The 21,530-nt window shown below is 33.9% G+C and carries 14 protein-coding genes and 1 tRNA gene; 3 read left to right on the top strand and 12 right to left on the bottom strand.

Annotation, left to right across the window (positions count from 1 at the left end; all coding sequences use genetic code 11):
* Positions 1-43 precede the first annotated feature (43 nt).
* Positions 44-430, bottom strand: coding sequence for a Co2+/Mg2+ efflux facilitator ApaG/CorD (apaG, locus tag AC0608_RS06440; protein ID WP_417958581.1), 387 nt, complete (start codon positions 428-430; stop codon positions 44-46).
* 81 nt (positions 431-511) lie between these two features.
* Positions 512-1,777 (bottom strand): type IX secretion system plug protein, encoded by a 1,266-nt coding sequence (locus tag AC0608_RS06445; RefSeq protein WP_417958580.1) that lies wholly within the window; start codon positions 1,775-1,777, stop codon positions 512-514.
* A 164-nt stretch (positions 1,778-1,941) separates the two neighbouring features.
* On the opposite strand from AC0608_RS06445, the gene AC0608_RS06450 reads away from it, so the two are divergent.
* On the top strand, positions 1,942-4,752 hold the full coding sequence (locus AC0608_RS06450; RefSeq protein ID WP_417958579.1) for a M16 family metallopeptidase: 2,811 nt from the start codon (positions 1,942-1,944) through the stop codon (positions 4,750-4,752).
* A 66-nt stretch (positions 4,753-4,818) separates the two neighbouring features.
* On the opposite strand, the gene AC0608_RS06455 is transcribed toward AC0608_RS06450, so the two are convergent.
* The 9 genes from AC0608_RS06455 to AC0608_RS06495 all read right to left on the bottom strand — a co-directional run bounded on the left by AC0608_RS06455 (position 4,819) and on the right by AC0608_RS06495 (position 18,272).
* Positions 4,819-5,589 carry a class I SAM-dependent methyltransferase gene (locus AC0608_RS06455; protein WP_417958578.1) on the bottom strand — a complete coding sequence of 257 codons (771 nt, stop codon included), beginning with the start codon at positions 5,587-5,589 and terminating at the stop codon, positions 4,819-4,821.
* The gene (gene map / locus AC0608_RS06460) at positions 5,589-6,407 is read right to left on the bottom strand and encodes a type I methionyl aminopeptidase (RefSeq protein WP_417958577.1); all 819 of its coding nucleotides are present in this window, start codon (positions 6,405-6,407) and stop codon (positions 5,589-5,591) included. Before map ends, AC0608_RS06455 begins: the two co-directional genes overlap by 1 nt.
* A gap of 44 nt (positions 6,408-6,451) precedes the next feature.
* Entirely contained in the window at positions 6,452-7,840 is a 1,389-nt protein-coding gene (locus AC0608_RS06465) for a TolC family protein (protein WP_478288490.1), read from the bottom strand.
* On the bottom strand, positions 7,840-9,186 hold the full coding sequence (locus AC0608_RS06470; RefSeq protein ID WP_478288491.1) for an HlyD family secretion protein: 1,347 nt from the start codon (positions 9,184-9,186) through the stop codon (positions 7,840-7,842). The genes AC0608_RS06465 and AC0608_RS06470 overlap by 1 nt, the downstream gene beginning before the upstream one ends.
* Positions 9,187-9,192: 6 nt before the next feature.
* On the bottom strand, positions 9,193-10,851 hold the full coding sequence (locus AC0608_RS06475) for a peptidase domain-containing ABC transporter (protein ID WP_478288492.1): 1,659 nt from the start codon (positions 10,849-10,851) through the stop codon (positions 9,193-9,195).
* Positions 10,852-10,882: 31 nt separating this feature from the next.
* Positions 10,883-11,554 (bottom strand): TetR/AcrR family transcriptional regulator, encoded by a 672-nt coding sequence (locus AC0608_RS06480; protein ID WP_417989522.1) that lies wholly within the window; start codon positions 11,552-11,554, stop codon positions 10,883-10,885.
* A 115-nt stretch (positions 11,555-11,669) separates the two neighbouring features.
* A complete protein-coding gene (gene gpmI / locus AC0608_RS06485) occupies positions 11,670-13,187 on the bottom strand; it encodes a 2,3-bisphosphoglycerate-independent phosphoglycerate mutase (protein ID WP_478288493.1) in 1,518 nt (505 codons plus the stop codon).
* Between the two features lie 142 nt (positions 13,188-13,329).
* Entirely contained in the window at positions 13,330-15,747 is a 2,418-nt protein-coding gene (locus tag AC0608_RS06490; RefSeq protein WP_478288494.1) for a DUF5916 domain-containing protein, read from the bottom strand.
* A gap of 131 nt (positions 15,748-15,878) precedes the next feature.
* A complete protein-coding gene (locus AC0608_RS06495; protein WP_478288495.1) occupies positions 15,879-18,272 on the bottom strand; it encodes a DUF5916 domain-containing protein in 2,394 nt (797 codons plus the stop codon).
* A 187-nt stretch (positions 18,273-18,459) separates the two neighbouring features.
* Here AC0608_RS06495 and AC0608_RS06500 point away from each other — a divergent pair, with 187 nt between their 5' ends.
* A complete protein-coding gene (locus AC0608_RS06500; protein ID WP_478288496.1) occupies positions 18,460-19,182 on the top strand; it encodes a murein L,D-transpeptidase catalytic domain family protein in 723 nt (240 codons plus the stop codon).
* Here AC0608_RS06500 and AC0608_RS06505 read toward each other — a convergent pair.
* On the bottom strand, positions 19,171-20,679 hold the full coding sequence (locus AC0608_RS06505) for a L,D-transpeptidase family protein (RefSeq protein WP_478288497.1): 1,509 nt from the start codon (positions 20,677-20,679) through the stop codon (positions 19,171-19,173). The genes AC0608_RS06500 and AC0608_RS06505 overlap by 12 nt on opposite strands.
* 682 nt (positions 20,680-21,361) lie before the next feature.
* Here AC0608_RS06505 and AC0608_RS06510 point away from each other — a divergent pair.
* A tRNA-Gly gene (locus AC0608_RS06510) sits at positions 21,362-21,434 on the top strand.
* Positions 21,435-21,530: the final 96 nt, after the last annotated feature.

Genomic DNA, 21,530 nt, shown 5'->3' on the forward strand with positions numbered 1-21,530 from the left:
AGAATCTGATAGGGAGTTAAAATTCTAATAAAACTGTTGGAATTTAATTCAAAGCAAATGGCGCACAGAGTCTAAAAGTAGGTACGATAACTTTGAAGTTTTTTGTTGAAGTGAAATTTATCATATTGAAATATCCTTTCATTGCGCCGTAGGGAGACGATAATAAACATCCAGAGCTATATGTGTGGAACTCTCCCGGTTTTAAAACGGGTTTTTTCCCAATTACGCCTTCGCCATCTACAATCTCGATTTCATTTAAGGAATCAGAAATCTCCCAATGGCGGGTGATTAATTGAACGGAATCCTTACTATGATTTTCTATAGTAATTACATAACTAAAGGCAAAATGAATTTTATAGTTTTTGAAGTAGGTGCCTTCAAAACTAGTCAAGACCGAAATTTTTATACCTCTTGTAATTTGAGAAACCATATTAAATGGATGAATAGTAGATTTATATTCACAAATTTACAAAAAAATGACCTCATTTTGTGAAATTCCCAAAAAGTTTTTTTAGTTGATAATATTTAATGAATTAGCCATTCCTTTTCCCACTACTCTGTCATATCGATCAATATTTTCTCTGTAATAGACTAGAATAGTATACTCATTTTCGGTTTGATAAAAATTGCCGTCAATTGCGTTTTCATAATCAATAACACCCTGATTATCGGCTACCCTGTACTGGAAGTTAGTGAATCCCTGTTTAATTAAAATTGCTTTCTCATAAATTCCTTTTTTGGGATTGTAATCCATTTTGTATTCTGGAATTAAAGTGTAATTATTGAACATTCCAGTAACGTAAATGTTTTTGTTGCTGTTGAAAGTGGGGGCAGAAAGACTAAAGTAGACCCAAGCATAATCAGCCTCAATTTCGCTGTTGGCAACATTAAAATTTTTGACTACAAATTCGCCATTTACATCTTGGGTAAACGAATATGGAAAGTTGCCTCTAGCGCTATTAGTATATAAAAAAGAACCATAAACCGGAGTGTTGAAATCTACTCTGGCGATAGCATTGTTAGCAGCTCTTATGTCTTTGTTTTCGAAAAACAAAAATTCATTTCCCGCCCAAAACTGAGTTTCTGAATCGTATTTGTAAATCAAATCATTCCCGATAGTGTATTGTGGAATTATATTTTTCACCGCACTATTCAATTCCCCATTTTGAAGTAAAATCACTTTTACATTTCGTAACGGAGTTTGGAAAATAAGTGTATTTGATCTAATGGTAAAATCTAAATTCTGCTTTGCCTCAATGTTGTTAACCGTTCGTGCCCGCTTTACTTGAATGGGAACCGTAACAAGATCTTCATATAGAATAATTTTTCTCGAAAATACGACCTCCTTGTTTTCGTTTAAAACTTTAACCATGTAATTTCCGCTAATCTTTAATTGCTGTGTAAACTGATTGGGAATTGCTAATTTGTAATGCGAATAGATTTGTAATGTATTAAATGAATTGGTATAGTCCTGAATTCTTTGGTTATCAAATCCTTCCAGATATTCGTTTTTTGGAATTTCCGTAGGTCTCCAATTGTAATCACAATGAATAATTTCGTAATAATAATTAACTTCATTGCCAAAGAGATCATCAAATTGCAATTGAAAACCTTCTCCTAATTTGAAAATTGAAATTGTGTTTTGGTCATTTTGTACGAATGAAATAGTCTTAATATTATAAGGTGGAATTACTTCTTTTTCTATTTGTGAGAAAGAAAAAAAAGAAGAAAATGTAATAAGAATAAAAGAAGCTGTTTTGAGAAAAGGGTTTTTCATTTTGTAAAACTTAATATTTTGTAAATATAACAATTCCCTTTTGGTATTGGTAAATCTTAATTTTTAGCAAGACATTTTTTGTGCGTAATATCTGTTAATTTTATCTTAAAATATTTTAATTTTTAAAGTTAACTAATTAGTTTTACTTTAAACAAACAAACTTTATGAAAAAAGTCAACAATTTAGTATTTAGTGTTTTACTATTTCCATTAGCTGTTTTTGCACAGCAAATGGATTATTCAAAAACCATTCCTTTTGATCCGAGCGTAAAAACTGGAAAACTGGAAAATGGATTAACCTATTACATCAAGAAAAATGCCAAACCGGAAAATAAGGTAGATCTTCGTCTAGTGGTTAATGCAGGATCTATTTTAGAAGCAGACGATCAGCAAGGATTGGCGCATTTTATGGAACACATGTGTTTCAATGGGACCAAGCGTTTTCCAAAGAATCAATTGGTGGATTATTTGCAAAGTATAGGGGTAAAGTTTGGACAACATTTGAATGCCTATACTAGTTTTGATGAAACGGTCTATTTCTTGCCAATTCCATCCGACAATCCCGAAAAACTTGAAAAAGGATTTCAAATAATCGAGGATTGGGCTTTTAATACTGTTTTGACTCCAGAAGAAATTGATAAAGAAAGAGGAGTTGTTCTGGAAGAATACAGGTTAGGGTTAGGGGCAGGAAAAAGAATGCAAAGCCGTTACATTTCTAAATTGATGCATAATTCCCATTATGCAGAGCGTTTGCCAATTGGTCAAAAAGAAATTTTAGAAAAATTCAAACACCAATCATTAATTAATTTCTATAAAGATTGGTACCGACCTAATTTGATGAGTGTAATTGTTGTAGGTGATATTGACGTTGCTGCAATGGAAAAGAAAATTATAGCTCATTTCTCAAGCTATAAAAATCCAGCAAACGAAAAACCAAGAAAAGTTTATGATGTTCCTCAGCATGCGGCAACTTTTGTAGCTGTCGAAAGTGATAAAGAGGCTTCAAGTGCACAAGTGCAATTGATTTATAAAGATTATGGTACTCCCAAGCCCGTAGTGAATATAGGTGATTTTAAGAATTATATAGTTGAGGGATTATTCAGTACGATTTTGAATACGCGATTGGATGAATTGACTAATTCGCCAACACCTCCATTTACTTATGGATATTCCTTTTATGGCGGAACTTTTGCCCGAAATAAAAAAGCCTATCAATCCGTGGCAATGTCTCAGGAAGATAAGCAGTTGAGTGCTTTGAAAGTATTGGTAACAGAAAATGAAAGAGCGAAGAAATTTGGATTCACTCAAGGAGAATTAGACCGTTCCAAAGCAGATTTTCTAGCTTCTATCGAAAAAGCATTTAATGACAGAGATAAAACCAATTCCGTTAATTTTGTTGGGGAATACCAAGCTAATTTTTTAGAAAAAGAACCTGTTCCCGGAATTGAATGGACGTATCAAACCGTAAAACAATTGATGCCTTTAATTGATTTGAAGGATGTTAATAGTTTGATTAAGGATTATGTCAAAGAAGACAACCGTGTCATTATTCTTACCGGTCCTGAAAAAGAAGGGTTGAAAAAAGTTACAGAACAACAAGTTTTAGAGGCGTTAAAAATCAATATAAGTGATATCACACCGTATAAAGATGTTGCTGTTGTAGCCAGTTTAATCCGAAATAAAGTCTCGCCAGGAACTGTTGTCAAGCGCGAAAGCAATGTGAATATTGGCACCAAAACATTAGTTTTATCCAATGGTGCTAAAGTTACTTACAAGAATACTGATTTTAAGAATGATGAGGTACTATTCGAAGCAATTAGTTTTGGTGGGAGTAATTTATATTCTACAGCCGATATGAAAAAAGTTCAATTTGCAAATGGCGCATTAACTGAAGCTGGTTTCTCGGGATTAAAATTGAATGATATCAATAAATTCATGACGGGGAAAATAGCAAGAGTAAATCCTTATATTGGGATTACTACCGAAGGATTAAGAGGGAGTGCAACTCCTAAAGATTTAGAATATTTATTCCAAATGACGTATGCTTACTTCACAGATTTAAACATGGATATGGCTGCTTTTGAAGGGTATAAACAAAAACAAGGTGCTTTCTTTAATAATATGGCTTCACAACCAAATTTTTATTTTCAACAAGAGTTTTATACCTACTTAAATAAGGAAAATCCCAGATTCAATGGATTGATTCCTTCCGCTGCAACTTGGGAAGAGACGGATTATACATTAGCCTATACTAAATATAAAGAACGTTTTGCTAATGCTGCTGATTTTGAATTTTATTTTGTTGGAAACATAGATGATAAAACTCTGGAAGAATATGCGATCAAATACATAGCGTCTTTACCAGCATCCGATAAAAAAGAGAAAGCAGTTGATTTAGGATATCGAATGCTAAAAGGAGATCTAAAAAAAGTAGTGAATAAAGGTACGGATCCTAAAAGCAATGTAACCATAATGTATTACGGGGATGCTAACTATTCCGCTAAGAATGCGATGACTATGCAGGCATTAGGGGAAGTGTTAACAATCAAATTGATAGAGCAATTGCGCGAAAACGAAAGTGGAGTTTACGGGGTGTCAGCAAGAGGAAGCATGGTTAAAGTGCCAAACGAGTCGTTTAGCTTTACTATTGGTTTCCCATGTGGGCCAGATAATGCCGAGAAATTGACCGCATCAGCTTTGAAAGTGCTTCAGAATATTATTGATAACGGACCGGATGAAAAAGATGTAGCTAAATTTAAAGAAGGGGAGCTGGCTGATTATAGAAAAGAGAGTAAGGAAAACAGATATTGGTTGTCTAATTTCACAAGATCTTATGTCAATGGAAATAGTCCTGATGAAGTGTTAAAATTTGAAGAAGCTGTAAATGCAGTTACCGCAAAGGAAATTCAGAATGTTGCAAAACAATATCTTACCAAAGATAAAGTAATTGGAATGTTAATGCCGGAAAAAAAATAAACGAAATCATTTTTAAACTATAAACCTGCTAAAGTTAAATTTAGCAGGTTTTTTTATTGGTATAAATTATTTAAAACAAACCGGAATAATTTCTCCTTTGGCCAAACAATATTTTTCTACTAACTCCGGTGCAATTTTAGTGGTGTATTTTTCTTCGATTACTTTAAAACCGATATTTCGTAATTTATCAAAATAATCGCGACCATAAATACGAACATGATCGTATTGACCAAAGATTTTAGCACGTTCTTTTTGATCCGTAATGGTGTCATCAGCAAAAGTGGTGGCTCTGGATAAATCCTGTGGAATTTGTAGAATTGCCATTCCACCTGGCTTTAAAACCCGATACAATTCCTGCATGGCTTTCGTGTCATCCGGAATGTGTTCTAAAACATGATTGCAAAGAATGACATCATATTGATTGTCTTCAAAAGGCAAATTACAAATGTCAGCCTTTACATCCGCCAAGGGCGAAAATAAATCAGTTGTCGTATATTCTAAATTTTTTTGATTTCTAAACAGTTTGTAAAAGGCTTGTTCGGGTGCAAAATGCAATACTTTCTTTTTTACTGTAGAGGTGAAAAAATCAGTTTCTTCATTTAAATACAACCATAATAAACGGTGTCTTTCCAAGGAAAGTGTACTGGGCGAAAGCACATTGTTTCGTTGAGTTCCATACCCGTAAGGCAGAAACATTTTGAAACTTTTTCCGTCAATAGGATCTGTAAATTGAGTTCCCTTTAAAGCAAATGCAAGAACGGGACGGGCCACATAACTCAAACGAATGAGTATCGGGCGGGGAATAGTATTGAGTATAAGTTTAAAAAGTTTTTTCATTACAGCACTAAAGGTTTTTGTCTAAACTCATCTTCTTCATTGCTTACAATTCCCAAAGCTTTGTAAACATAAGCAAAAGTGGATAAAATCTCTGGTTTACCATCGATAATAGCTACATCATGTTCGAAATGGGCACTTGGTTTTCCATCGGCAGTTAGAATTGTCCACCCGTCTTTTAACTGTTTGATGTTTCGGGTACCCATATTAATCATGGGCTCAATGGCAACAACCATTCCTTCAACAAAAAGCTTTCCTCTTCCTTTTTTACCATAATTAGGCATCTCAGGATCTTCGTGCATTTTTTGTCCTAATCCGTGTCCTACTAATTCCCGGACTACACCATAACCATGGGCTTCCGTATATCTTTGAATGGCATTTCCTACATCTTCTACGCGATTGCCTATTTTTAATTCGCGGATTCCTACATATAAAGATTCTTTAGTTACCTGTAATAATCTTTTAGTTTCCGGCGCGACTTCACCAATTTCGAAAGAATACGCATGATCCCCATGGTATCCGTTTTTATAAGCTCCACAATCTACTGAAATAACATCACCGCTTTCTAAGGGTTTATTATTTGGGATTCCATGAACTACTTGTGCGTTTGGACTCATACAAAGGGAGTTTGGAAAACCATACAATCCCAGAAAACTGGGTTCAGCGCCATGATCACGAATAAATGCTTCAGCTAATTTGTCCAGGTATAAAGTGGTGACGCCCTCTTTAATTTCTGAAGCAATCATTCCTAATGTTTTGGATACGATTAAGGCACTTTCGCGCATTAATTCTATTTCTTCACGTGATTTTACAATAATCATAATTTCAAATTTTCAGTTTGCAAAAGTACAATTTTATAAATTAGTTAATCCGGATTGGCCATTATTTTAAAAAGTTCTGAATTTGAAATATAGAAACGGTTCTCTAGAGCTATTTTCGAAAGTTGTGCAATTACTAAATTATTCTCTCTGGTATTGATTAGAAATAGGGAACTTTCGCCAAAAGAAAACAATCGTTCTTCGGAGTTAAGCATAAGAATGTTATCCTGTACCAAAGCTTTGATTAACTCTTTTTGTTTTAGCAACGATTCTATCTCAATTTTTTGAGCACTAATTTTATTGCTTAGTTGCACTTTTTCTAAGTCTAATATAAATTCAGTTTCTTGCACTTTATATTTTGCCAATTTCAAATTGCCGCGTTCTTTTCTTAGAAACAAAGGGAAATAAAAATCCAATCCTATTTTATAATCCTGAAATTGGTAATTGTCAATATAACTGGGTTCGGACAAATAAGAGTATCCTACATCAATCTTTGGTAAAAGCATGTTGGCTTTTAGTTTTCGTTCTACATTGAGTATGTCAATTTTACTTTGTAGCGCATTTATTTTAGGATGATTGGTGATAGAAAAATTAGGATTTAATAAATCATTGGTTTTTAAACTTTCCTGAATTGTAAATTCCAATTGGGTTTCAGGAATAAGTTCTTCTGAAATTTCTAAGGGAATGTTATTTTCCAGCCAAAGGAAAGTGGAAAGTTCTAGTTTGGCTTTCGCCAATTTCAGATTTGAATCTTCCAAGTTAAGCAGTCTGTTTTTTACAATAATTCCTGCTTCAATACTGTCAATTGCCGGTTTATCCCCTTGCTTGATTAAGGATTGAATTCCTTTAAAACGAATTTCTGCATTCCTACTGTACTCTTGGTACAACTGAACCTCGTTAAAATTTTTCTTCCAATTAAAATAGGCTAATGAGGCATCATACAAAACAACGATAGCTTGAAGTTTTCTTTCAGATTGGCTTAGTTGTATTTGCATCTTTGCTTTTCTCACGTCAGCCATTCGTTGGTTTATGAATAATCCTTGTCCAAGCGGAATGGTGATGCCCAGTGAAGTCAATCCTTGATTAGGCAAGGTGTTTTGGGGGTTCAGATAAATTCCTTCGTTGTTGTCAAAGCCTGCTTTAATCTCAATTCCGTACCAAGTTGGTATTTTAAAACTGCTATTTAAAATCGAATAATACTCTTGATCTTTGAATTGCTTTTTGCTAAAATCGACTTCAATTTTTGGATCAAAGCCACCACGAGCCATCATCAAATTAGCTTGTGCTTTATTTATTTCCAAATTAGCGTTTTTAACTAACGGATGGTATTTTTTCACATACCCTAAGAATTCTGTATACGAAAGCTCTTTTGATGCGTTCTGTTGCGCTGTAGCAACAAGTGTAAAGAATAAAAATGCGAAAAGTAGCTGTTTCATTATTTTTTTTCTTTGGTTGTTTTTGTTGCCGGTTGGTAATAATTAGGAGGAAAACCATTTAATGTTCTCCATAATTCGAACCACACAGGCACCGTATTCAGTAAAGCGATAGTTTGTGCGCCCGCTCCTATACTTAGTTGTTTAGGCCAATTATCTTCGTCTTTGTCAGGGCTGATTAAAACTCTGTATTTTCCATTTTCGCTAATGAAGTTTTCAATGGCTACAATTTCTCCGCCAAAAGTTCCGTAGGACATGTCTGGCCATCCTGAAAACACGATTGTTGGCCATCCATCAAACCACACCCGAACTTTTTCCCCTTTGCTCAACAGCGGCAAGTCAATAGGATTTACAAAAGTTTCTACTGCAATATCATACTCTGAAGGCATAATGGTAGCAATTGGTGTTCCTTCTTTTATCGTTTCGCCTAAACCGGATTGTAAAGCCCTGTTGATGTATCCGCTTTGGGATGCTTTGATGTAGTACATGCCATTACGGATGCTGTAATTCACATATTGGTTTTCAAGTTTATTGACTTGCGCATCAGTATCATATTGACTGCTGAGTGCCGTAAATTTATCACTATTGGCTTTAGAAACTTTTTCAGCATATTCTGCTGTAATTCGGTTTACTTCTACTTTTGCATTAATAAGTTCGTTCTTACTGGTTAAGTACTTGTTTTCCTGAGTTATGATTTTAGCCTCGCCTTCTTGTAATTTTAGTCTTTTTTCCTCAATATCAGTTAATGGTTTTAAACCTTCTTTGTTCAGCTGAACGGAACGGTTGTATTGAGTATCAGCAATCCGGAGTTGTGTTCGTACCGCCACTAAATCCATACTGTCACTTTTTATTTTTAAAAGGGCTTGTTTGATTTTATTTTGGGCTTGTTCAAGTTTTAACGTTTTTTCGGTCTCAATAGCTTTAATTTGACCTGAAAGTGTACTTACTTTTGAACCATAAGATTCCAAAGACTGTTTCTTGGCATCCATTTGTTTCTTAGTATTCTCTACTAAATTCGGATCCATATAATCTTCTTTAATTTCCGATATAAAAAGAATAGTGTCTCCTTTATTGACAAAATCTCCCTCTTGCACGTACCATTTTTCTAATCGACCAGAAATTACACTCTGAATGGATTGTGGTCTTTGACTAGGTTTTAAAGTAGTTACCGCTCCTGTTCCAGAAATATTTTGTGTCCAAGGCAAGAAAAGAGCAACAAGACCAATTGCTGAAACAGTGGCTATAATTCTGTTTAAAATTTTATAATGCGGTCTGTTGGATAAGTTTTTGACAGTGGAATACCGATTGAGTGACGGTAATTTCGTTTTATTATCGGATATGTTTAGCATGGCTAATTATTTTTTTAAATCAAGTTGAATAAGACCATTTTTCAGTGTAATCTTTCGATTGGTTTTGGTTTCCCAATACGGGTTTTTAGAGGAGACAATGATTGTCCATTTGTTCTTATCCGAAGTGATAAAATCAATAATTTCATTGGCTACTTTTTCATCCATAGTATCTGTAGGGTCTTCATAAAAAAGTATTTTTGGTTTGTGAATAATACTTCGTGCTAACAATATTTTTTGTGCATTGGAGGAGGATAACTGTTTTCCTTCCGGATAAATACTTTGGTCTAAACCCTTAGGATATGATTTTATAAACGAGGTGAGTTGCACTCCGTCAATTGCCCATTTCAAATCTTCGGAACTTATCAATGGATCATTGAAGGTAATGTTTTCCTGAAGAGTTCCTTCAAATGGTTTTTCTCCATAAATGATGCTTCCTATTTGAGATCGATACTGTTTCATGTTTATTTTTCGAAACGTATCGTCATTGATATAAAAGGAACCAGAAGTGGGTTGGAGCAACCCGGACAATATTCGAATTAAAGTTGTTTTTCCAGAACCATTCTCGCCATCGATTACTATTTTTTCCCCTTGTTTTATTTTCAATGAAATAGTATTCAGTATTTCTTTATCATAATCGGGGAATTTGAAGGTAAGATTCTCAATTTCTAATGAAATATTGGCGTAGCAAATATCACTTTTAAAACTAGTTTCTTCTTCTAATGTCAGGTCAGTAACTTGTCCTATTTTTTCAATGGAAGTTAATACATCATAGAAAGTTTCTAGTCCAATAATTATTTTTTCTAAGGAATTAATTACTAGTAAAATGATAATCTCTGCAGCAACAAATTGCCCAATATTCATTTGTTGTGATAACACTAAAAAACCTCCTATTGACAACAAACTAGTAGTAATTATAATTTTGAATATAATTAACTGACTGAATTGTTTCTTGATAATATTAAAATGTTTTTCCCGATAATTCAAGTAATCAGCAACTAAAGAATTATTTTTTTGAAGTGCATAATCGTAGTTGAGTTCATTTTTGAAACTATAGCTGTTGCGCGCCATTTCTTGAAGCCAGCTTGCTACTTTGTATTTGAATTTTGATTCTTTTAAACTAGTTTCTAACCCAGATTTGTAAGAAAATCGGAAGATGAAATACAAAAGGAAAAAAAGTAAAAAACCAAATACAATAAAATAAGGATGATAAAGGGACAATAATATTACTCCAAAAACAATTTGTAATAAACCTGCCGAAAAATCAATCAATAATTTTGAAGTTCCTTTTTGAATGGACATAGTGTCAAAAAAGCGATTGGCTAACTCCGGTGGATAACTGTTGTGTAATTCTTCTGTTTTTATTTTTGGTAACCGAGCGGCAAATTCAAATGAGGAGCGAACGAATATTTTTTGCTGTAGATTTTCCGTAATCCGAAGTTGCATTAACGAGAGGATCCCCGCTAAGGCTACCCCAAAAACGACCAAGACAATTAATACAATCCACGAAGCACTCACTCTTCCAGATTGAATAAAGTTAGTGATGGCTTGAATTCCAAGCGGGAGCGACAAACTAATCAATCCAGCAAATATGGCGTAAAAAATTATTTGGGAGACATCTTTTTTGTCTAATTCAAGTAAGTTGTAAAATCGTTTTAGAGGAGTCATAATAGTAGTGATATGTTTTTTTAAAATATTTTTATCTCAAAACGTTTTCTGCGAGATTCAAATAAAAATTGGTTGTGCTTACGGAGTCATTACAATCGGTAATGGTTTTTAAATGCTGGGTTAGAAAATGCTGGTGCAAACTTCCTTCTACAATTGTAGAAATGAGGGATTTAGCATACGGATATTCTGGATTTACTTCGGTTACAATTCCTACAATTCGATTGATAACGCTTTTATACATCAAGAAAAAACCTTCGTTGTTTTCTTGATCAATTTCCTTAATGTATAGTGTTTTTGTGAACTCAGCTATAATGATTTTGTTGAGAACGGCTTCATTGATATGTACTGTATCATTGTCATCCCTTACTTTTTCGGTTACAATAGTTATCGCTTTTTTTAGTTTTTCCTTAGGATCTGAGATATTTGCAGTAGCAAAAACCAGTTTGTATTCCATCCAACTCCAGTACCAGGAGGATAAATAAACCAATAATCGATGTTTGTTTTCAAAGTAACGGTATACCGAGCTTTCGTTTGATCCTATTTTCTCTCCTAGTTTTTTAAAAGTAAAATTGTCAAACCCAATTTCGTCTATTAAAAGAATACTTTGTTCTACAATTTTTTTACCTAAAGCTGAGGTTTCAGGATCTTTAACATATATTTTTTCGTTGACTTGTATTTTTAAATGGGATAAGATTGTACTCACGATTGATATTATTTTATGCAAATATAATAGTATTACTATCAATTTTGAGATTTTAACTTTTATTTATTAAAAAAGCTACTTAGTTGAAGTAGCTTTTAATTGTAGTTTGGTGTCTTTATAGTAAAGAATGGCAGGTCATTACAGTAGGTTTTTCGACTCCCATTAACGCTAATATTGTTGGAGCAATATCTCCAAGAACGCCATCGTGTATTGTTTTTAAGTCTTTGTCTACTAGAATAATAGGGACTGGATTTGTAGTATGGGCAGTGTTAGGACTTCCATCAGGATTAATCATGGTCTCACAGTTTCCGTGGTCTGCAATTACTATAGTAGTGTAATCATTTGCTAAAGCGGCTGTAATTACTCTTTCTACACATTTGTCAACGGCTTCACAGGCTTGTATTGCCGCACTCATAATTCCTGTATGTCCTACCATATCGCCATTGGCAAAATTAAGACAAACAAAATCTACGTCGCCTTTGTAAAGTTCTGGAATCAAAGCGTCAGTCAATTCAAAGGCACTCATTTCGGGTTGTAAATCATAAGTGGCAACTTTTGGTGAGTTTTTCAAGATGCGACTTTCCCCTGCAAAAGGCAATTCTCTCCCGCCAGAAAAGAAGAAAGTCACGTGAGGATATTTCTCTGTTTCGGCAATACGGATCTGTTTTTTATGTGCTTTTTCTAAAACTTCTCCTAGCGTTTCGGTAATGTTATCTTTGTTGTAAACGACTTTTACATTTTGATAGGTTTCGTCATAATTGGTAAGGGTAACAAAATATAAATTGAGTTTATGCATGTTTTGCTCATGGCAATCCATTTGGGTCAACACTTCTGTAAGTTCGCGTCCTCTGTCTGTTCTGAAATTAAAGAAAATAACTACATCATCTTCTTCAATTGTGGCCACTGGTTTGTCACATTCATCTACGATAATGGTTGGATGAATAAACTCATCGGTTACATTAACTTCATAACTTTCTTCTAGGGAAGCAACTGCATTGGTCGAATGTGTTCCTACTCCGTTTACTAATAAATCGTAGGCCAATTTTACTCTTTCCCAGCGTCTGTCTCGATCCATTGCATAATAACGTCCCACCACTGACGCCAGTTTTACCGTAGTTGTCGCTATATAATTTTGTAAATCCTGAATGTAATGTTTACCAGATTTTGGATCTACATCACGACCATCTGTAAAGGCATGTACAAAAACTTTTTGTAAACCGTGTTGTTGTGTTGCGTCAATCAAGCCGCGTAAATGGGAAGTGTGGGAATGAACACCGCCATCTGAAACCAAACCTAAAAAATGTACTTTTTTATTGTTTAATCTAGCGTAAGTGAAAGCATCTATCAAGACTTGCTCTTTTGCTAACGTACCGTTTGCTACAGCAAGATTAATCTTGGCTAGATCCTGGTATATGATTCGGCCAGCACCCAGATTCATATGACCTACTTCGCTGTTTCCCATTTGTCCTTCTGGCAAGCCTACATTTAAGCCGTCGGTTCTTAGTTGAGCGCTTGGATACTTTTTATAAAGACTGTTGATAAATGGCACGTTGGCATTGTCAATTGCAGATACTTTAGGATCAGGAGATTTCCCCCAACCATCTAATATCATAAGAATTACTTTTTTGTTCATTATACGATTGTTTTAAACAAAGGTATAGTATTTCTAAAAAGGTTCGAATGAATAGAAATCACTATTATGCATTCAGAGGTGATCAATAACAAAAATTGATAATTTTGTTGTGTAACGTTATCTTTTTTAAAATTACTGTATTTTAGAATTTATTCTTCACCTGATTGTAATCAATGAAATAACGGACACTTATAGAAAAAACATGGCTTAATGCATCGTTATTTAATAAATTAGTGACATTGTCTTCAAATTCTTTATTAATGTTTCTTTCAAATCTAGCAGCATTATTCCTGTAGAGAACCGATACCTGACTTCCTGGGGCAAACCACCATGAATAAGAAAGGTCAGCATTCCAGGAGTAAAAACTAGAATTCTTGTTAGTAGTGTATCCTGAGAATTCAGTAAGTCTTCCGTTTTCTCCTAATGATAAAGCATTCTTGTTTTCAGCATAGGACCAATATTGTCGCAACGAAATATTAAATGTCATTTGACTGTTTAAAGAGTATTTTCCTGAAAGTGTGTTGGAATACGTAATTACATTTCTATTGGCAAAAAGGATAGTGTTAGGAGTAGTCGCATTCATATCATCATTAACGCTGTCAATGTATCCTTTGTTGTTGTTTTGTCTAAAAAAGTTGAATTTGTAATTCAGCGATAATTTATCATTAAAGCGATATCGTGGTCCAATTGAAAAACCATAAGAATTTCTTCCCGTTTCATCGAAAGCGGCATAAGATGGGTTAAAGTCAACAGCAAAACTATTATTATAATTCGTTGAGATATATATAAATCCTCCAATCTTGGTGGGTCTTATTACATATCGGTTAGGGGTTCTGGGTTCGTAATAATCGAAAGTTTCTAATGGATTTGCATCTATCCCAATTCCTAGATAATGATTTTTTTTGGTATTCGAGTTGATTTGAAAATTGATGTTACTGGATTGCACTTTACCAGTTTGTTTTTGGAACTGGGAATAAGCATTTATCCTGGCGTTAAAACTGTTGAAATACTTAGTTGGATTCAAAATTCTGTAACTGGTATTGCCGTAAATACTATAATAATTAGTTTCAAAATTAATTCCCAAGTCGTTGTTGTCAAAAAATTTTGTTGTAATGTCTCCACCAATACCATATCGGAATTTTCCGCTCGTTTCAGAAAAATTTAATTGAGAACTAATCCCTTTTTTATCTTCGGTACTGTTTATATAGCTGTACTTTAAATCACCCGCAAGGTTATACGTGTTCTTTTTGGTGTTTAAATCCCAGACTAATGCAGTGACATTACCATCTCGGAAATTCCCGTTACGGGTTACATTTGTGTTAACAAATGCGATAGATGAATTTTTTCGAAAGCGTTGATCTAAAACTAAAACATTGTAGTTGGCGAGCGGTTCTACTACTTCTTTTCGTACTTCTTGAGTATCAGTATTTCGGATTGATGCCGAAGTTTTTTCGGTAACGGCATTTAGAATTCCTATACCCAATCCGTTTTTAGTTCGTCCAGATATTTTTAGAGCATTAAGGAGATTGACACTTGCTGGATTATCAATAATTTCTTCGTTTGCAGCAATGGAGGGGTAATTGCTTGGGTTACCTCCAATTCGTCTCGAATAAACTAAATTCCCTTTGCTAAAAAGATCGGTCCCTTCTGTAAAAAAAGGCCTATTTTCATTAAATTGTTGTTCAAATGGGCCTAAATTTAGGATTTGATCATCATATTTTGTTTGTCCAAAATCAGGTATAAGTATCATATCTAGAGTAAAGGCATCGTTTATGCCGTATTTTAGATCCAGTCCGCCTTTGAGTGTTCCGAATGTTTTTTGCCCGGCACTGGCATTGGCATAAAAAGAAGAATAAGGCAAAAGAAAGAGTCGTGTTGGTGGTTTTATATTTTCAATTCCTTCCAAAACTCCAGTTTGTTGGGTAAATGTTCCCAGTTTTGAATCAATAAAATTCCAAGTGTATTTATGGCGGTCCCGTCTAATTTCTCTAAAAAAATTAAGTCCCCAAGTTTGTTTGTTTTCATTGGAGAATCGCAAAGCGGCGTAAGGAATTCTCATTTCTACAATCCAGCCTTTATCGGTAATCACAGCTTTGCTTTTCCAAACTGCATCCCAGGAATAATCTTCTCCATTGGTGTCAGTAGTGATACAATCCGCTTGGCCATCAGCGGCATTTACAAAAAACTGAAAATCTTGCTGCCCGTCATTATAACCATTTATAAAAATACCAAAAATGTCTGAAGTCCCAAAATCATCTCGTTGGGTAATCTCTTTTAAAATTTTATCTGGATTTTCATCATACATAATGGCTCCAACATATATGGCTTCATTATCATATAAAATCTTTACTTCTGTTCTCTTGTTTTCTGGAATTTTTTTGCCATTATCAGGCTCAAACATGATGAAATCATTGGCGATTGAAGCTGACTGCCATATTGTTTCATCTAAGGTTCCATCTATGGCAATGCTTTCTGAAATAAATTTTGTTTGTAATACTTTTTTTTGGCTGAAACCCAAAACACTCATTAATAGAAAACAAAGTAATAAATGATTTTTCATGAAATTGTTGATTGATTGATGCAAAAATAAAAAAACCAAAATAGTTTCAAAGTAGAAATCACCAATTCGCTCAATAGTTTGAATTAATAGACTCGGTTTCTAAGATAATGTTACAGTTTAATTTGAAAAAATTAAAATTTATTTTTCACTGCATTGTAATCTATAAAATAGCGAATGCTGATGGAAAACACATTAGTAAGGTCGCTGTTGAAGATGTTTTTAAGATTTTTAGACAAGTCTTTTTCTACGATACTTGCTCTTTCTAATCCGTAATTTCGATACAAAATAGAAATTTCACTTCCTGGAGCAAACCACCAGGAATAGGATAAATCAAAATTCCAGGAATTAAAGTTCCGGTCCTTGTTTAGTGTGTAAGTAGCATTAGGCGCTAAATAACCATTTTTTTGTAAGGTAAAAAATGCATGATTTTTAGAATAGGACCAATAATAGCGTGCGGTTAAATTAACAGTCATTTTGTTATTGATCGAATATTTTCCAGTCAGGTTGTTCTGTAATATTTCACGATTGCGTTCCGTAAATACAATTCCAGCATCATCAAAGTCTACCCATCCTCGATCGTTTTTCATATTAGTATATTCTACAGCGTAGGCCAAAGAAAATTTGTCATTGAATCGGTATTTTGGGCTTGCATACATACCATAATTTAGCCTTCCTTGCTCATCATATTTGGTAAAAGATGGTGTCATGTCTAAAGTAAGTGCATTATTTCTATTCAATTCAAAACCAAAATAAGAAGCAACTCTTTTAGGAATATAGACATACCTTCCGTATTCACGAGGTTCGTAAAAATCAAATGTTTCAACAGGATTTACGATAACGCCTAATTCGAAATAATCGTTATTTAAAGAAGTTCCTTTAAACACTGTTTTGTACCACCCTTCCTGAATTTTACCGGTTGTGTTATGAATTTCTAGGTTTAATTCTTGTTCAATTTTAAGGGTGTTGAAGACTTTTGTAGGGTTTAATATGCGGTAGCTTGCATTTGCTAATGCGGCGTGATAATTCGTGTAGAAAATAATCCCTAAATCATTAATGTCGTAATTTTCGGAGATGTACTTTCCAGAGAATAAATACCGATACCTTCCGCTTGTTTTTTCAAAATTTAATGATGTTTTGTATCCATTGTAATCTTCTGTGGTGTTCACATGACTGAATTTAAAATCACCATATAAATTATAAGTATTCTCTTTTGTATTCAAATCAAACAATAATGCGGAAGCATTCGCATCTCTGAAGCTTCCATTTCGGGTGGTGTTTGCATTAACAAAAGAAACAGATGAATTCTGACTAAAACGCTGATCGAGTACTAACATATTATAATTAGTTAATGGCTCAATTACTTCTTTTCTGACTTCACCTGTGTCATTGTTCAAAATAGTGGCCTTTGTTTTTTCAGTAACTGCATTAAGGAATCCTATCCCTAAACCTTTTTCGGTACGACCAGATATTTTTACTGCATTGAGTAGATCAACAGTACTGGGGTAATTTATAATTTCTTCTCCTTGGATAACATCCGGTTCAGTACTAGGATTTCCCCCAATTCTTCGGGAATAAAATAATCCTCCTTTGCTAAAGAGGTCTGTTCCTTCAGTAAAGAAAGGCCTGTTTTCAGCAAATTGTTGCTCGAAAGGTAATAAGTTCAAAATGGCATTGTCAAACTTTGTTTGTCCAAAATCAGGTACTAAAATAGCGTCCAGTGTGAAGGAATCATTGATGCCGTATTTTATATCCAAGCCAGCTTTTAAAGTAGTGTCTGAGCCAATGTTACTTTGTTGGTAATACGCAGATGCGTAAGGGATTAAGAAGAGTCGGGTAGGTGTTTGTATGTTTTCAATTCCTTGTAGAATACCTGCTTGAGGAATTACGGCCCCAATTTTAGTGTCAATCCTGTTCCAAGTATATTTTTGCACATCACGCTTGATTTCTCGCATGAAATTTAAACCCCAAGTTTGTTTTCCAGCTTTTGAAAATCGTAAAGCGGCATACGGAATTTTCATTTCAACAGCCCAACCAAATTCAGTGAGCGTGACTTCACTGTCCCAGATGGCATCCCAAGTAAAATCTTCATAGTCTTCGGTGGCTAAACAATCCATTTGTACACCAGCGGCACTTACAAAAAATCTAAAGTCTTGTTGGCCATCATTGAAGCCATTGATATAAACAGCGAAATGATCTGACACCCCAAAGACATCTCTGTTGGTAATTTCTCGTTGAATTTTATTGGGTTCGTTATCATACAGCAATGCAGATATGTAAATGGCATTGTTGTCATACAGCACTTTTACTTCTGTTTTCTTGTCCGTACTAATGGGTTTTCCATTATCGGGCTCAAACATTACAAAATCAGAAGCAATTGAGGCTGACTCCCAAATCTCCTCAGTTATTTTTCCATCAATAGTTATGTTTTCGGTTATAGATTTTGCTTGAAGTGTTTTTTTTTGGCTGTATAAATTAAAACTGAAGAATAGTAATGAAAACAGTGTTATAGAATGTAATTTTGACATAAATTGGGATTGAATCTAAACAAAAATAATAAAATTAACATAGAAATTGTATTTTTTATGGTTATTCACTCAATAATTCGTAATAGTTTTCGTTATAGTTAAACTAAATTTTTGTTAAATGCAATTTGAATCCTAATTTTAGCCGTACGTTTGCAACCCCAATCATCTTATAACCTAAAGACAATCAATGATTTATACAATACTTCCTACTATTTTATTTATGCTTGCTTCCTTCTCTCCAAGTAAAACAAGCCTTCCTGAGCCAAAAAATGTAGCACCAGTAGTTTATGCTAAAGCTGTAGAAATAAGCGATGAAACTAAAATTGAGTTGGCATACAATAATTTGCATTCTGACAAATTTACATTGCCAAAATTAGAAAGCTTTGCAGTAGCTTTGAAAGGGTATTATTCTCTGAAAGAAAAAGGGTTGGTCAAGAAAGAAATTTTAACCTTGGTTGATTTTAGTTTGTCTTCCAATACAAAAAGACTTTGGGTGATTAATTTGGTCACCGGAGATATCCTATTTCATTCTCTTGTTGCCCATGGAAGAAATACCGGTGATGAATTTGCTTCTAATTTTTCAAATGCTTCGGAGTCTTATAAAAGCAGTTTGGGTTTTTACTCAACAGGCGAAATTTATTCGGGCAAACACGGAATGTCACTTCGATTAGATGGTTTAGAAAAAGGAGTAAATGATAATGCAAGAGCAAGAGGTGTAGTGATGCACGCAGCGGATTATGTTTCTAATTCGTTTATTAAAAACAACCATAGATTAGGAAGAAGTCAGGGTTGTCCTGCTGTTCCTGCTGAATTATCTAAAGAGATTATCACCGCTATAAAAGATAAATCATGTTTTTTTATTTATCATCCTTCTAGAATTTCTAAATTTGGAGAGAAATCAATTTCGTAATTTCAGGTATAAATTAGTATCTAGGCTATAGATATCATCTCTGAAAATCAATTTGTCATTTTCGCTCCAAGCAGTCCAATATAATAAATGGAAACGAACTTCCTTTTTTATTTTGACAAATTTTGTTCTTTCGCTTTGTAGTATTTCTGTTATTTTTTCTAAATTCCAATTGACGTCATTTCCCAATAAATATTCTGTTAATTCTAATGGATTGTCAACTCTGACACAACCCGAACTCAAGGATCGGTCTATTTTTTCAAAATAATCTCTATGATTGGTGTCGTGTAAATAAACAGAAAAACGGTTCGGAAAAATGATTTTTACCATCCCTAACGAATTAAACGTTCCCGGGCTTTGTACATATCGATACGTTTTGGCTTGTGATAATTCCCATTCGTAAGGACTCACAATACTTCCATTATTATCATAAACTTTAATATTTGACTCTGTCAAATAGCTTCTGTCTTTTAAAATAGCGGGAATCACATCCTCTCTCAAGATAGTTGGAGGGACAGTCCATGTTGGATTGAAGACTACTTGAATTAATGTTGAACTCAGAATTGGTGTTTTTCTTTTTGCTCTTCCCACAATGACTCTGTGTGTTCTTATTGTATCTTGATTTTTGATTAATGTTAATCTGTAATCAGGAATGTTAATAATAATATATTCTTTCCCCATTTGTTTTGGATACCATTTCCAGCGTTCCAGATTTACGAGAATTTGTTTAGTTCGTTGGTTTTTAGAAAAATTAAGTGACGCTATTGTTCCTGATCCAATTTTCGCATCAGCGGCTAAACCATGACGGCTTTGGAATTTCTTTAAGGCTGTTTTAGTTTCTTCGTCATAAATTGCCGTAAGACTGTCTTGCGGTTGTAATTCTTTCCAATAGATCAATCTTTTTTTGATGTCAATAATGGAAGGATTAGTATCGTTAGGAGTAATTATTTTTGTAAATTTTATGGTTTTAAAATCATCTCTTGGGAAAGTGTTAATTAGCTGAAGTGCTTTTTTTAATTTTTTGTAAACAATATGATTGGGTTTCAGTTGTTCCATTTTATAAGCGAGGGAATCACTTTGCAGTAATTGGGCAACTGTTGCATTTAGGTCAATATAGTTTTCTTTCAAATCCCAGTTTTTATATAGTTTACGAGGATTGAGTGTTCCGTTAGTAAGATGAGAGATGTATTTTTGTACGCTAGAAGTTAGTAAAACATCATATTTTGCTAGCTCTAAAGAGTCTAGGGAGGTTGCTTTTTTTTCAAAATCAAGCAGTGCTTTTATTTTATACTCCTCTGGATTTAGTCCTTCGTCTTCTGATTTAAGTAGCTCTGCCAAAACTATTTTTCTTTTTTCTACGGATTGCCAAACCGTCCTGAAGTCAGTTGATTTGTAAAAATTAGTGAGTGTTTTGTTGTTGAAAGTAAGTAATAAAGTAGAGTCAATAGCCGTGGGTTTGCCTTCAGGTTGAACACGTAGTATAGGAGTCTCTTTTTTCAAGACTACCTCGCTTTTTAGCACTTCTTTTTTGCAATTAATGAAGGTAAAGAGCAATATAAGCAGAAATAAATTTCTCATCATTTATATTTTTAAACATAATCACATCTTCCCCGTTTTTTTTATTTCAAAAAGGACTCCTCTAACGTCACATCCCATTTTTGTGTAACCAAGGTCTTCTTTTCTAAAATTGAACCAGATTAAATTGGTGTTTTGTTTGATGTTATACTTTTTCAAATTTATACTCCATTTTTCGCTGAAACCTTTTTTTGTACTCTTTCAAAACGACGATTCCTCGGATTTTAAATTGTTTTTCATTGGTAAATAAATCATTTTTTACTTCGAATAAGGAACCATTTCTATGAGATTATAGGTGCTATACAATCTAAAAAGGACGGTGTTTTCTAAAGTGGCTCCATTAAAATGATAATTTGCTATCGATTTTTTAGCTCTGAGCACAAGATCTCGTGCCAATAATGTGTTCAAATTAGCAATTTAATTACTGTTTTGTATTATTTTTTTAGAGTGTTTTTTAAGTACTATAAAGGTATAATATTTTCATATTAAATTCTTTATGATTTGAATCCTCTTTTTTGAAAAAGGATCAAAGGGTGAGTTTTGGACTTTTTAAGAAAAAAACTTGCATTGAAGCAAACTTATTAATTATATTTGCACCGTTGTTAATGCGAAAGTAGCTCAGTTGGTAGAGCTCCAGCCTTCCAAGCTGGTTGTCGCGAGTTCGAGCCTCGTCTTTCGCTCTAAATTTCAAATATTAGTTTGAAATTATTTTACTGTTATTATGCGAAAGTAGCTCAGTTGGTAGAGCTCCAGCCTTCCAAGCTGGTTGTCGCGAG

The organism is Flavobacterium sp. GNP008 (genome assembly GCF_056428965.1).

What these genes read in the sequence shown, in the direction of transcription:
- apaG (WP_417958581.1), bottom strand. Translation starts at nt 430, where the DNA reads ATGGTTTCTCAAATTACAAGAGGTATAAAAATTTCGGTCTTGACTAGT.
- AC0608_RS06445 (WP_417958580.1), bottom strand. Translation starts at nt 1,777, where the DNA reads ATGAAAAACCCTTTTCTCAAAACAGCTTCTTTTATTCTTATTACATTT.
- AC0608_RS06450 (WP_417958579.1), top strand. Translation starts at nt 1,942, where the DNA reads ATGAAAAAAGTCAACAATTTAGTATTTAGTGTTTTACTATTTCCATTA.
- AC0608_RS06455 (WP_417958578.1), bottom strand. Translation starts at nt 5,589, where the DNA reads ATGAAAAAACTTTTTAAACTTATACTCAATACTATTCCCCGCCCGATA.
- map (WP_417958577.1), bottom strand. Translation starts at nt 6,407, where the DNA reads ATGATTATTGTAAAATCACGTGAAGAAATAGAATTAATGCGCGAAAGT.
- AC0608_RS06465 (WP_478288490.1), bottom strand. Translation starts at nt 7,840, where the DNA reads ATGAAACAGCTACTTTTCGCATTTTTATTCTTTACACTTGTTGCTACA.
- AC0608_RS06470 (WP_478288491.1), bottom strand. Translation starts at nt 9,186, where the DNA reads ATGCTAAACATATCCGATAATAAAACGAAATTACCGTCACTCAATCGG.
- AC0608_RS06475 (WP_478288492.1), bottom strand. Translation starts at nt 10,851, where the DNA reads ATGACTCCTCTAAAACGATTTTACAACTTACTTGAATTAGACAAAAAA.
- gpmI (WP_478288493.1), bottom strand. Translation starts at nt 13,187, where the DNA reads ATGAACAAAAAAGTAATTCTTATGATATTAGATGGTTGGGGGAAATCT.
- AC0608_RS06490 (WP_478288494.1), bottom strand. Translation starts at nt 15,747, where the DNA reads ATGAAAAATCATTTATTACTTTGTTTTCTATTAATGAGTGTTTTGGGT.
- AC0608_RS06495 (WP_478288495.1), bottom strand. Translation starts at nt 18,272, where the DNA reads ATGTCAAAATTACATTCTATAACACTGTTTTCATTACTATTCTTCAGT.
- AC0608_RS06500 (WP_478288496.1), top strand. Translation starts at nt 18,460, where the DNA reads ATGATTTATACAATACTTCCTACTATTTTATTTATGCTTGCTTCCTTC.